A 14008-nucleotide genomic window follows, 5' to 3' on the forward strand; every position below is an offset into this window, starting at 1 on the left:
TAGAAAATTCGAAATGAATTAAAAAAATATTTTTGACATACACTTATTCACCTGCATTACAACTCAATTTATTAATGAAACATTTCTATTTATTTTGCCTCGTGCTATTTTCAGTAGAGGTATTGGGGCAACAAACTATTATTGGGAAAGTTGTTGATGTTAATAATCAAGCAATTGATTATGTTAATGTTATCAATGTGCAAACAGCAATGCATGCCCATACAGACAATAAAGGGCAATTTGTATTAGAGGGCAATTCAGTTGGAGACACCCTCGAAATTTCGCATTTAGCTTATGATAATTTATTTGTCGTACTAACCGAACAATCTTTTTTAACCGAACAAACCTTTCAACTAAAAGGCAATAATTTTAGCATTAGTGAAGTGCTTGTGAAAAACGATATTCAAAGTTTGAATGTTATTACAGCAATTCGATTGGAAACAAACCCTGTTAATTCTTCGCAAGAGTTGCTGCGTCAAGTACCTGGACTGGTGATCGGGCAACACGCTGGGGGAGGAAAAGCAGAACAAATTTTCTTGCGTGGTTTTGATATTGACCATGGAACGGATATTCGTATTAGTGCAGACGGAATGCCTGTTAATATGGTTTCTCATGCACATGGACAAGGATATGCAGATTTGCATTTTATTATTCCAGAAACGGTCAAAAGTATTGATTTCGGAAAAGGACCCTATTACACACAACAAGGAAATTTTACAACAGCAGGTTATGTTGATTTTCAGACCAAAGAGACTTTGGAGTATAGCAGTGTTGGGGTAGAATATGGGAGTTTTAATACCATGCGAGTTAAGGGCTTGTTTAACTTGCTTAAAAAAGTGAAGCAGCACGATGCTTATATTGCTGCTAGCTATAATTTATCCGATGGCCCATTTGAGAGTAGTCAAAACTTTAATCGAATTAATTTATTTGGAAAGTATACTGGGCATTTGCCCAAAGGGGACAAGATATCGTTGCAAGCGGGTTATTTTTATAGCAAATGGGATGCTTCAGGACAAATTCCAGTACGAGCAGTAGAAGGTGGTTTGATCAGCCGATTTGGAGCTATTGACGATACTGAAGGTGGACAAACTAGCCGTGGAAATGTACAGTTTGAGCATACCAAATTATTAAGCAATCATTCCAGTATTCAGTCAAAGTTATACTATTCTAATTATAATTTTGAATTGTATTCTAACTTTACATTCTTTAACAACGATTCTATCAATGGCGATCAAATTAAGCAATACGAACAGCGCCATTTGTTTGGAGGGCAGACCGAATTAAATCATCTTTGGTCTTGGAATAAAGTAGAGTTACAGGTAAAAGGGGGATTAGGATTTCGTTATGATGATAGTAATGATAATGAATTATCTCATACTAAAAATCGTCAAGAGGTACTAGCGTATTTAAAATTGGGGAATATTGATGAAACCAATATTGGTGCTTGGGTTGATGGAAATTTAACCGTTGATAAATGGCGATTTAACTTGGGCGCAAGGGTAGATTATTTTAGGTTTAATTATGTAGATTTACTAGATAGCGTTTACCAATTACAAGCCGTTGACCAAGCTGTTGTTAGCCCTAAATTAAATATAATGTATAGTCCCAATACGAATTTACAACTATACTTAAAAACAGGGATTGGGTTTCACAGCAACGATACTAGGGTAGTTGTTGCCGCACAGACTGCCAAAACATTGCCTGCTGCCTATGGTGCAGATTTAGGTGTCTTGTGGAAACCTTTTTCTAGATTGGTACTTGATGCTGCCGTATGGATGCTTTTTTCAGAACAAGAAATGGTATATGTTGGAGACGAAGCTATTGTAGAACCTAGTGGTAGTAGTTTCAGAACAGGGGTAGACTTAGGGATACACTATCAAATTTGGGATTGGTTGTATTTAGATGCGAATGCTACCTATGCCTATGCTCGTAGCATTGATGAACCGGAAGGTAACAATTACATACCTTTAGCTCCTAATTGGACTTCTTCTGGTGGTGTAGCCATACAACATCCAATAGGTATAAATGCAGGCTTGCGTTATCGATATATTCACGACCGACCTGCCAATGAGGACAACAGCATTGTAGCAACAGGTTATGGAGTGTTTGATTTAAATGCAAGTTATCAGTGGCGAGCGTTTAAATTTGGTGTTGTGATTCAAAATTTATTTAATACGGAGTGGAACGAGACGCAGTTTGCAACAGAATCTAGATTAAAAGGAGAATTAAACAGTGTTGAGGAAATCCATTTTACGCCTGGGACACCTTTTGCAATTAGGGGGCAAATAGAATATAGGTTTTAAATCGTAGTAGTTCGCTGTACTTATGAACCGAAGTGAATGAAATAAATACCATAGAGTAGTAGTGCCGTTAACTAAAAGCAAAGTGCTCAACGAGATATTACTCTAATTAATAAAGTAACTTGCTCAATAGTTCGTTGAAAAACTTTATTAGTTTGATAATCAATAAATTATTATTTCAATACATTCTGTGGCAAAATTTTGATTATCAAACTAATATGAATGTGCTTTTTTATCTTTTTGGTAAAAAAGTAAAAAATCAACGAACTACTAAAGGTTATGCATGTAAAAAGTTATGGGAATAGTTACTATATCTTTTGGTTTTTAACAGTAGGGAATAGTTTACTCCTCTGTCCTTCTTTTCTTGATAAAAGAAGCAAAATCAAGACCCAACACTACGATTAGATGATTTTTGCTGCTTGTTTGCTGAACTAGCTTGCATGCTTCGCCAAGCTAGTTCGGACGCAAAGCTGCGCAGAAATCATTGTCTAATCTCCGTTAACGGTCATTTTTATTGCTCATACAAAATTTACTTAAATAACCTTTACTAGCTAATAGACTGACAATAAAAGAATCTTTAAAATATAGATAATATGGAACACGAATATCCAGGCGATGAAGTATTTGACCGAATAGAGGAACTTTGTGATAGAGGAGATGAGTATATGGAGCAAGAAAAATATCGTCCTGCATTAAAAAAGTTTTGGAAAGCATTTGATTTATTGCCAGAACCCAAAACGCAATATCCCTCAGGAACATTTTTATTGGTTTCTATTGGTGATATTAATTTTCAAGTAGGAAATTACAAAGGGGGAGTCGAGAATTTGAATAGAGCTAAAGCCTTCCCAGAGGGCGAAGGCAATCCGTTTTTGCATTTCCGCTTGGCTCAATGTTACTTAGAGGAAGGCAATGAAAAATTAGCAATGGAAGAGTTTGAAATTGCGTTTAAAGAAGAGGGAAGTGCCATTTTTGAAGATGAAAATCCAAAGTATTGGGACTTTTTTCAAACAAATCGCTCTTAGGGGATTTTATTGATTGCACGGCTATCTTTGTTTTGCCTTACTTTAAATCATGCAGTAGTCGCACAGCTAACTAAAAGCAAATCGCTCACGAAGTAAACTAACATGAATGTGCTTTTTTGCCTTACGGGAACCAATGGACTGGAATGAATAGTCGGTTCAAAAAAAATTACGATTGTACAAAAAAAGAACGCAGCCTTTCAATTAAGCTGCGTTTTTTTATTTAGAAGTTGTTTAACAACTTTTACTTAACAACACTAGTTGGAATGGTATTGTCTTTATATTCCAAATCGTACCCATATTCTTTAAACATAAAGCCCCACTCGTTTTGAATGCGTTTAACCATAACAGGATCAATAGGAATAAAACGATTTTTTTTGTATCCTTCTTTTGAGGCTAAGTACTCTTTGATAGTAGGAGCGACTTTTTCCCAGTCTCCTAAAGAAAGTGTTTCATAGATGTTTTTAAAGATGTCTATTTCATTTTCACTACCAATGTCCTCATAGGCAACCTCAATCAAAGAACCTTTAGGAACTAAATCCCTAGTTTCAAGATAGCCTTGGTTGATTAGACGGTAGTTTTCTAAAATCATATTATCTTCTTCTTCTTCGCTGATCTCTTGTAGGCGTTGATCTCTCAAGACAGCTCTATGCAAATGTTTGGTAGAAAGGTATACTCGGAATGGATTGCGATGAATGTAAACAAATTTTGCATTAGGAAACAATTCGAGCAACTGTTTAATACGAGCGGTATTATTAGGATTTTTTAATAATAAGCGCCCTTCTCCATTTAGTTTATAAATTAACTTCAGTATATACGAGTAGTCTTTTTTCCATCGAGCATATTCTTTATCAGAGATACCTTTGAACAAATTAAACTTATAAAAGTAAGAGCGATTCTTAGGGAAATAAAAACTATTAACCCCTGCTGTTGTACTAATATTACTCAATACTTGTTCCTCTTCTTGCGGTTTGCCCAGCGTCATTTCCATATTGTCCATGGGACGAGTACTAGGTACTAAGGGAGCTAATAGGCGATTGAACCACTGCATTTTGGACATACAAATGTTGAAGAAAAAACTCTGAAAGTTATTCAAATAAACAAATTGCTTATCTTGAGCCAAGGTGTAGTGAAGGTGTGTTGTACCACTACGCCAGTGCCCTAAAATAAAAACAGGAGCCGTTTTAGATAAATCAACATTTCGTAATTTGAATCTAAAAACCAATCGTTGTAACCACTGTAAAGGAGTGGATAAGATAGAAAAAAAGTAGATTCTAAATTTTAAGAAACGTCTACTTTTATCGGTTTTGTTCGCACTGAATAAACGCCATAAATTGCTAACTCTAGTAACATAGAGTTGACTACCTGGAATTTTATAATTTGCTTTAGGATTTTCCTTTATTTTTGCCATTTTTCTTTTTCTCACTGGACTATATAATTTTAACTGCAAAGATAGAAAGTACTCCAACAATATGAAACTAGACTACAAATATGATGTTTGCAAGGCTAAATTTTTCAATATTCTAGTACGTTTTGTGGGTATATCATCTTTTTTAACAACCAAATAATTCATTTTGTTGTGGAATTCGACTTGGGAGATTCGTAGTTATATAAACGAGAGTCTGGCAAAAAGAGTTACTATTGAACGGTTAAATAAGGTTTGACCTTTTGAAATGTTCCTTTACCATCATCAAATTCTGTCAAAATTTGGATTAAATCAACACTTTTCCAAGGTCCTTCTGTTTCTCGATAATGAATAATTGCTTTGGCGTGAAACCAACGAAGATAAGGATGTGCCTTTAGTTCGTCCAAGGTAGCAGTATTGATATTGATTTTTCGAACCTCAATGGGCGCACATTCGAGATAGGGCAACATTGATTGGAAGGTAGAATCTGGCAATTTATATAGCTCTCCGACTTGTTGGCTATTAAGGAAGCCTCCTAAGCTCTCTTTTAGCTTTAGAATACGTTTGGCATAAGAAGGACCAATTCCCCTAAATTGTTGAAAGTCTTCTAAACTAGCAGTATTAATATCAATTTTCTGATACGTTTTTGGGGAGTACGTCTTTGAAGAAGCATAGGTGGGTTGCTGGACAATTTTAATATGGGCTTTGAGATGTTGGTAAACACTATCAGGTAACGTATATATTTTCTTAAAATCTTCTATTTGTCTGAATCGCCCTCCTTTTTCTCGGTAGTTTAAGATACTTCGAATGGTGTTGCTCGCCAAGCCTAAAGCTTCGAAATGTTCGCCTGTGGCTGTATTGGGATCAAAATCAAATGCGGGGGGAAGTGGTTTGGAAATTGTTGATGCTGTAGCTGTTTTTTGCGTCAACACTTCTGCTCTGCTTTTTAGGTCTATAAATGGATACAATTGTTGATAATGTTCGGAGGACAAGGTGTATATTTTTTCTAAAGATTCTTTGTCTTTAAATTGACCACCTTTAGCTCTATATTTCAATATACTTGTGATTGTTTTAACAGGCAATCCCATGGCTTCCAAATCCATTGCATCTACTGTATTGGGATTAAATTTTTGAGGTTTTAGAGTAGTGACAGCTTCTTTTTCGCCTCTAATTGCCTTCATGTTCCAGTTTTGGGTCTTTTGGGTTGTAGAATGTTTAGCAATTGGTTTTTGCGAAATTCCTTCTTCAAATGCCTCGATGTCTGCTTTCCAGTCGGTAAAGTCTGTTAGAGGAGGGGTAACAAAAAAAGTATAGGTATAAGGCAAAAAAATTAACAAAAGTAGAATAACAAGTAAGGTAATTACACCATTGCGTTCGATTCGAGAATAATAAAAAAAGTCTTTGAGGTGGTTCATAATTTTATTAAAGTAATCAACAATGTATAAAATATACTGTTGAAGGAGTTGAAAGATTCTTATAGTGAAATTGCATTAATATAATTATTATCTGTTAATAATAATTATGTATGTTGTTGTTAAATAGAGGTTTGTTTAAATTGGTTGTTGGGGCTATTCTGTTGATTATCAATTTGGTATAATTTAAAAATAAACTATTAATAATTCAAAAATTAAGATAATAAGAATAATTGTATATGCCTTACCGTAGATTAGTTTTTAGAGGTTGTGATGGCAAGTTTTTGATAATCAAAAGTTTTAGAGAGAGGAATGACGTTTTTGTATGCAATTTTGCTGGTTGCTTTCTTTCGCTGTAAGAGACTAGCTTTTGTCAATTAGAAAATATAGGGAATTGTTATAAATCATTACTCCGTTGAAAAATCGTATTAGTTTGATTATCAGTAAGATGTGTTTTTTTTATTGACCTTTGCACTAAAAGGCTGGTAATCAAACTAATGCAAGATGCTTTTTTACGTTTTTACTTCGTGAGCCTGCGGGTTCGTAGAAAAACTAAAAAATCAACGGAGTACTAATAAATTAAAACGAATGTTTTTTAAGCGTGCCAATCGGATAGAAAACAGTTGTTGGTAAACCTAAAAAAGAATATATGCCAATATTTGATACTACTCATAATCTTCGCAAAACAGTTGAAGCAATGAATGCATTGATGGGGAAATCTTTTCCGTTTTTATATCGAATCAGACAAGGTGGTATTGGCTCTAAACGGATGATTATCGAGGCATCTAGCCCTGTGTTTTTACCTTATATTAATCCATCACATTATCTGACTTATAGCAATATAGAGATACGACCGAATGGTATTTTAGTACACATTCATAAGTCTTTGGATAATTTTGCTTGGGCTATCCTATTCAAAGATTTGCACTTGGTTTTTGTAGAGGATGATGTTCGGATTGAAGGAGAGGGAGAGTATATCTTATTTAGGACGGGGTATAAAATCAATAAAAACTTTTTTGATAAATTGGCTGTCTTAGCAGAACAGCAAAAGGATTTGTAAAGAAAATGAGATAGAACGGAACAAATAAGATATAGTAAGGTGTTGTAAGAGTATTGTATCAAATAATACTTCGTAGATTTTTTTTGAACACAAAAAAACGGAGTGTTAATTAAAATAGTAGTTCGTTGCTTTTTTACTTTTTTAGCTCGCTGCGCTCGTGAGATCGCAAGCTTAGTTACCAAAAAGATAAAAAAGCACATTTATACTAGCTTGATAATTAAAGTTTTAATACGAAACACAGCAAAGGTGTAACTTGCTGATTATCAACTGCGCAGCACTCACGAAGTAAATTAATAAAGTTTTTCAACGACCACGTAGTAGCAGCGCAGCTAACTATTGTTAAAACTCAATACCATGAAAATGAATAAAAAACGACGACAAAGCAACGTTCAAAAGTCTAAACGAAAGCAGTTGTTGGCAGTAGCTGTAGATTTGGAAAAAGCATTAGGAGCCGCAGAGAGAGAACGCTATCTAGAAGAAAATCCGCATGGATATAGCAAAATAAATCACATTCATAAAAGCAAAAAAGAATACACTCGAAAAAAGAAACATAAACATTGCTACGAATGAGTAGAATACTAAAAAGGGGATGATGCTAAACACCATCCCCTTTTTATATGTTTTATTGAATGATTAATCGACGAACAAAATGTGTATTTGCTGTCTCCACCAACACCTGATAAACTCCTGGTGATAAGTGCTCAATATTAAGATCATGTCTATTTTGATGCACTTGTTCTTCCATCAAAAGCCGCCCACACATATCAATAATTCTTAGTTGTAAGGGCTCTTTTATCAATGTGTTTACTTTAACACTGACTGTATTAGAGTGGTGAACAGGATTGGGGTAGACCAAGATATTGGCATCTAAATTACAATCAGTAAGTTTAGTTGTAACAATGGGAGAGTAACTAAAGCTCCCATCAAAATCTACTTGTCGAAGCCTAAAATAGTTCTGGACAAATATTTCCTTGAAAAGAAAATCATAATGTTGTGTTTCTGTACTGTTGCCTCTACTAGGAACTTGACCAATTTTAGTCCAGTTGATTCCATCCACACTGTGCTCTATTTGGAAATAGTTGTTGTTGAGTTCCATTGCAGTACTCCAACTCAACTGCGTCTGTTCGCAATCACTAAATGCTGTAAAAGATGAAAGTTCGATAGGGAACGTAATGTCTTCATCTAGAATAGTATACCTTGTAGAACGATTGGCTTGTGCATCACAGTTGGCATCACTAATGATTAATCCTCCTTGCGGATTAGCAAGTGTAAGAACGACATCTTCGTCTGGTTCATCTATAAAATCGTCGTTGACACTAAAATTGGGCGCAATACTTACCACCGAACTAGGAGAACCATCATAATTTCCTTCAGGAATGATAAAAGTAGTGGTATGGTTGAAGTCATTTGAAGAAGATGCAGAACCACCGGTTATATTCAAATCGACACCCAAACCACCAGATGGAACACGACCATTTACAATCAAATTAGGAATATTGCCACCGCTAGCTTCTGTGTCACTATAAGCATTTTTTTCAAATTCTACGACAGGAGCTAGTCCTGTAATTTCTACCAAATCTATAAAGTTGCCAACAGTTTGATTTCCTGAAGCCGTACTAATGGGCTGCAAGAGGATTCTAATTAGAGTGTTACCATGTGTATTGGTATAATTTCCAGAGTATTGGACCCAATTCGTATTTCCTGTTCCAAAACGAAGTATTTGGACTTCAGCGCCAGGAGGACCAATTAACAAACGAGCACTATCTAAGCCAGAACGACCTCGATGGTAAAATGACCATGTAAAAGATTCATTGTTGAACATACAAATTTCAACATACAAATCCGAAGGTTGTGTTGCATTTAATTCGATGTGTTGCTGACCACTAGCAGAGGTTACCCCATTAAAAGGACTTCTCCAAAATTCCATCAACCCAGAACTAGAAGTACTGCTCCAACCATCTACTAGGGAATGATGGTAGAATCTAAAGGAATTGGGGGGATTGGTGGGGGTTTCAAAATCAGAATTTAGAATAACACGAGCCTGGCTGAACATGGTTAGGGGCATGCAGCAGACTAATAACGAGACGATTAGAACTTTCATTACAAGTTGGGAATTTGATATAATAGTTTATTCAAATTTTCTCTAATTTTCTTGTGGGGTAGGGACGAAAGAAAATTAGATACAATTACAGTTAAAAAATAATATTCTTAAACCTATAGACAATGGAAACGCCAAATGGTTGCAAGGTTAGTATGTCTCCAATAAACTTTAACAATCTGTTTTTGGGGCAAATGAATAGGAGGAAAATAGTTTATTTTTGCTGTAATACTGCTAGGTACTAGGATTGAGAGAAAGTTTGATTTTTAATTTAGTAATCAATGTGTTATAAAAAAAATATGAAATTGGGAGCTTTTGTTAACACAATGACTATAAAAAATGAATCAATGAAAAATGCTAACATAGCTCTAGAACCCTATTGAATGATTAATCGACGGATAAAATGACTATTGGTAGTTTCAATAACAACTTGATAAACTCCCGAAGGCAAGTTTTGGGTACTGAGTAGATGGTGATGGGAGTCTACTTTTTCTTTAAATAATGTTCGCCCACAAACATCAATTACTTTTACTTGTAAAGGACTTATTGATGCCGTGTTGATGGCTAGATGTACCATATTTTGTTTTATAACAGGATTAGGATAAAGGGCTATATTGGTATTTAAGTTACAATTAGGAGCAGCTCTTGAAACAATGGGAGAATGGCTAAAACTTCCATCAAAATCAATTTGAGTAAGTCTATAGTAACTTTGACTAAATACTTGCGAATGCATATATTGATAATATTGAGTTTGGGTGCTATTCCCTTGACCAAGTATTTTGCCTATTGTTGCCCAGCTGCTTCCATCCAGACTATGTTCTATTTTAAAATAGTTATTGTTTAGTTCAGACGTAGTACTCCATTGTAATAGCGTTTGTTGGCAGTCGCTTGACGCTTCAAAAGAAGAAAGTTCTATTGGCAAGGTAGCATCATCATCAAGAATGGTATAAGTCGTTACGCGATTAATTTGCCCATTGCAGTTAGCATCGTTAATTAGCAAGTTCCCTTGTGGATTGGCAAGCGAAATTTCGATAGTTTCATCAGGTTCGTTTAGGTTATCATCACTGATACTCAAATTACTTTGAATACTAAGAGCTGTGTTGGATGTCCCATCGTAAATACCTTCGGGGATTATAAACCGTTGTGTATGATTATAATCCAAACCCAATTGTGCATTTCCTCCTGTTATCACCAAATCAATAGATAAGCCCCCAGATGGTATGGCACCATTGACCAGAAGTTTTGGGATATTGCCACCGCTATTTTCGGTATCGTTATATTGAATTTGCTCAAACTCTACTAGAGGAGCCAATCCCGTAACTTCTACTTTGTCAATAAAATTTCCTATTGTCAAGTTATTAGAAGCAGTATGAAGAGGTTGAAGCTTAAAACGAATGCTAGCGTTTCCATGTGTATTGGTATAACTACCTGCATATTGTATCCAGCTCGTATTGTTGGTTCCAAATCGGATGATTTCTACCTCGGCATTGGGCGGACCAATTAATAAACGGGCACTGTCTATTCCTGACCTTCCCCTATGATAAAAAGACCAGTTTAGGGATTCATTATCAAACATACAAACATCGAAATACAAATCTGCGGGCTCGGTTGCATTCATTTCGATGTGCTGTTGACCACTTGCAGCAGTAACCCCATTGTGAGCATTTCGCCAAAACTCTATTAAGTTAGAACTAGCGGTTGTGCTCCAACCATCTACCAATGAGTCCTGAAAAAGAAAGAAACTGTTGGCGGTACCAATGACAGGTGTTTCAAAATCCGAATTTAATAAAGAACGTGCTTGTCCGAATAGACTGTGGCTGAAAGCAACACACCATATTATTATTAGGGGAAATCTCATGGAACGTTAAAAATTATGGAGATTATATGAATTATTGATGAATATAGGTATGAACGATTAAGTAAAGGAAAAAGATGATATTGGCAGCTACAAATTTTATCCTCTAATTTGTTCCGTATGAAGTTCTTGCTTATTTTTTATTCCAAAGAATGAAGTTTGTGTCTAAAAAGTTGCTTTAATTATAGTTTTTTTTTGTTAATTATTTGAATAATAGTGTTTTATGTGTGTTTTTTTTGTTGTTTTAAAAATTAAATAAGCAAAGATTATATTTTAGATAATTCGTTTTTTTAAAGGATGAAAATTGAAATAATTCGTGTTCATTTGGAGCATAGTACACTATTTTTTTTGTAATATTGTGAATAGAGAAAAGTCGGGCGCAAACGGCATTATCAAAAGAATAAATCAAATAAGATGGACGAAAATAAAATGAATATAGAGGACTTACGAGAAGACTATAGTTTAGATGTTTTAGAAGAGTCAGATGTTTTTGAATCGCCAATTCGTCAATTTAAAAAATGGTTTAAAGAGGCACAGGATACGAAGACAGGAGAACCTAATATAATGACCTTAGCAACAGCAAACAAAGAAGGGGTTCCTTCTGCTCGTATTGTTTTATTGAAAGGAGTGAGCGAAGATGGCTTTTGTTTTTATACCAATTATGACAGCCACAAAGGACAAGAATTAAAAGAAAACCCCAATGTATCTTTGGTCTTTTTTTGGGAGGCATTGCAACGACAAGTTCGCATTCAAGGAATGGCTTACCAACTAACCGAAGAACAATCTACAAAATATTTTCAAAGTCGCCCCAAAGGAAGTCAAATCGGAGCTTGGGCATCGCCACAAAGCCAAGTCTTGGAGAATCGAGATATTTTGGAAAAAAATGTGGTTCAGTTATCAGAACAATACGCCAATACCGACAAGTTACCCAAACCGCCACATTGGGGAGGTTATATCGTAAAACCATATAAAGTAGAGTTTTGGCAGGGTAGAAGTAGCCGCTTGCACGATCGTTTATTATACACATTAACTGATTTAAATCCTGCAAAGTGGACCATAGAGCGTTTGGCTCCCTAACCCTATTGGTATGAAATTTAAAATTGATATGTTGATTGATTTTATTGTCCGTAGTTATAGTAAAAGAAATCTCTGGGTACTATTTATAGGAACTTGTTCTTGTGCTCTAACCTTGGCGGTTGCTGCTTTATTTGTTGGAGTTGGTCAAAAAATGGAGGAAGGGAATACAAGGATACAATTATTAGATGCCATGTTTAACTATACTCCACAAATGGCATACGCACAGATAGAAGCTTATGGAGTAAGCGGTCGAACTATTTGTGTCTTTAGTACTTTAATTTTAGATAGTTTATTCCCTTTATTGTATGGGGCGTTTATGAGTTTGATCTTGGTGTTTTTGTTTAGAGCAACCAAATATCGTATGCTGATTCTATTGCCATTGGTGGTTATTTTAGTTGATTATATAGAAAATACACACATTGCATTTTTATTGATTTCTTTCCCAAAACAATTGCCTATGGTTGTCTATTCTAGCAATATAGCCACATTGACGAAATGGGTTTTGATAGGATTGGTATTTATGTCGATAAGCTTTGGCTTTTTCTTACGCAACCGAAAAAATTTTTTGTTAGAAGTCGAGCGACGAAGAGCTGATTTTTATGAAAAAGATTAGGCGTTTTACGATTATTTAATAGCCTTCATAGAAGCGGGAACATAAATGGTATAAACAACGCTTTCGGCACATATTTCTCCTTTTACAACAATGACGTTTTTATCTTTTTTAGTTTCTAACAATAGTTCTCGTTTAGAAACATCTTTAGTTTGTACCAATTCATAGCGCCCATTGCCTATGACAAAATTTAGCAACGCATCATTGGGAACAGATAGCTTAATAGCTGTTTCAACCAAGATACGAGTCCCTTTGGTTTCTTTTAGTTCCACAGTGGCATCTTCGATATTAAGTCTAAGAACGTCTATATCACTTGCTATAATTGTTTGGTATGTCTTCTTACTTACTTGTGCAATGCATAGGTGGGTAAGAAAGAAACAAAGTAAACAGGTAAATAATAGTTTGCTACTAATATTTTCGGGTTGAATCATAATGTACTACGCATAGAATTAATACAGTGTCTTTAATAAAGAACTGTACAGGAGAATATAATTTCTATTTAGGGACTATATACAATAAAATAAGTGGGGTACACTAAAAGTCAAATGTTTACACAACCCTAATATACTATTTTGTTCTGACAAAACAAAAAAGACTACTCACCTAACGTAAGTAGGGTGGTTTAAATTGTAAATGTGGCTTTAATAAGTCTATTACCAATTGTTGATAGATAAGCGAGAGCTACTGGTTGATTTTTGTATAATGTGGTAGTGTTTATTTCTGAGCGCATAGGACTTAACGCTGCATTCACATCCTTTTATAATCTGCTATAAACGCTTGTCTTGTGATAACTGTTTGTATGGTTTGACTCTTTTGCTGTCATTTACTTCCATTAAGTAAACAAAAATATAAAATGGTGTACCATTTCACGGAGGGGGTATTTGCATATGAATATTAGTAGCAAGAACCTTTCCAAAAAAAAAGGTGGCAGCCGCTCTTACCTTGCGACTGCCATGCTCTAGGCAGGACTCGAACCTGCATTTATTTCTAATTTGTTCTTCAGACAAACGCCTTTACCAATTTGGCCACAAGAGCGAACCTAAAATTCTTAAGAATATTATTTTCCTTTATGAACAGAAACCCTTGCTCTGCCACTGAGCTACCGCTCCAATTGAGTAAAATTTTTTCAAAGCTGAATTGTATATTAAAAAACAATATACATATTCGTAATC

The 14008-nt window shown here is 35.1% G+C and carries 11 protein-coding genes and 1 tRNA gene; 6 read left to right on the top strand and 6 right to left on the bottom strand.

The genetic code is table 11. The features are described from left to right. The first annotated feature begins 74 nt into the window (after positions 1-74). Positions 75-2303, top strand: coding sequence for a TonB-dependent receptor plug domain-containing protein (locus QP953_RS07805; protein WP_309554545.1), 2229 nt, complete (start codon positions 75-77; stop codon positions 2301-2303). 590 nt (positions 2304-2893) lie between these two features. Beyond that, positions 2894-3322, top strand: a complete 429-nt coding sequence (locus QP953_RS07810; RefSeq protein ID WP_052595969.1) for a M48 family metallopeptidase — start codon at positions 2894-2896, stop codon at positions 3320-3322. A gap of 241 nt (positions 3323-3563) precedes the next feature. Here the strand turns inward: QP953_RS07810 and QP953_RS07815 are convergent, their stop codons facing one another. After that, positions 3564-4730, bottom strand: a complete 1167-nt coding sequence (locus QP953_RS07815) for a sulfotransferase (RefSeq protein ID WP_052595967.1) — start codon at positions 4728-4730, stop codon at positions 3564-3566. Positions 4731-4957: 227 nt separating this feature from the next. Then, positions 4958-6139: a helix-hairpin-helix domain-containing protein gene (locus tag QP953_RS07820; RefSeq protein WP_309554546.1), complete on the bottom strand. Its 1182-nt coding sequence runs from the start codon at positions 6137-6139 to the stop codon at positions 4958-4960. Positions 6140-6785: 646 nt separating this feature from the next. Between QP953_RS07820 and QP953_RS07825 the strand changes: the two genes are divergently transcribed. Together QP953_RS07825 and QP953_RS07830 are read left to right on the top strand one after the other, a co-directional pair. After that, positions 6786-7196, top strand: a complete 411-nt coding sequence (locus tag QP953_RS07825; RefSeq protein ID WP_309554547.1) for a hypothetical protein — start codon at positions 6786-6788, stop codon at positions 7194-7196. Between the two features lie 354 nt (positions 7197-7550). Further along, positions 7551-7766 (top strand): hypothetical protein, encoded by a 216-nt coding sequence (locus QP953_RS07830; RefSeq protein ID WP_052595960.1) that lies wholly within the window; start codon positions 7551-7553, stop codon positions 7764-7766. Positions 7767-7818: 52 nt separating this feature from the next. Here the strand turns inward: QP953_RS07830 and QP953_RS07835 are convergent, their stop codons facing one another. Both QP953_RS07835 and QP953_RS07840 read right to left on the bottom strand, forming a co-directional pair. Then, complete coding sequence (locus QP953_RS07835; protein WP_309554549.1) at positions 7819-9297, bottom strand: T9SS type A sorting domain-containing protein; 1479 nt, start codon at positions 9295-9297, stop codon at positions 7819-7821. A 373-nt stretch (positions 9298-9670) separates the two neighbouring features. Further along, a complete protein-coding gene (locus tag QP953_RS07840; protein ID WP_309554550.1) occupies positions 9671-11152 on the bottom strand; it encodes a T9SS type A sorting domain-containing protein in 1482 nt (493 codons plus the stop codon). A gap of 411 nt (positions 11153-11563) precedes the next feature. On the opposite strand from QP953_RS07840, the gene pdxH reads away from it, so the two are divergent. Together pdxH and QP953_RS07850 are read left to right on the top strand one after the other, a co-directional pair. After that, entirely contained in the window at positions 11564-12226 is a 663-nt protein-coding gene (pdxH, locus tag QP953_RS07845; RefSeq protein WP_081909523.1) for a pyridoxamine 5'-phosphate oxidase, read from the top strand. A gap of 10 nt (positions 12227-12236) precedes the next feature. Next, positions 12237-12839 carry a hypothetical protein gene (locus QP953_RS07850; protein WP_052595954.1) on the top strand — a complete coding sequence of 201 codons (603 nt, stop codon included), beginning with the start codon at positions 12237-12239 and terminating at the stop codon, positions 12837-12839. 11 nt (positions 12840-12850) lie between these two features. On the opposite strand, the gene QP953_RS07855 is transcribed toward QP953_RS07850, so the two are convergent. Further along, positions 12851-13267, bottom strand: coding sequence for a hypothetical protein (locus tag QP953_RS07855; protein ID WP_309554551.1), 417 nt, complete (start codon positions 13265-13267; stop codon positions 12851-12853). A gap of 523 nt (positions 13268-13790) precedes the next feature. After that, positions 13791-13871, bottom strand: a tRNA-Phe gene (locus tag QP953_RS07860). Positions 13872-14008 lie beyond the last annotated feature (137 nt).

The organism is Aureispira sp. CCB-E (assembly GCF_031326345.1).
Lineage (GTDB): Bacteria > Bacteroidota > Bacteroidia > Chitinophagales > Saprospiraceae > Aureispira.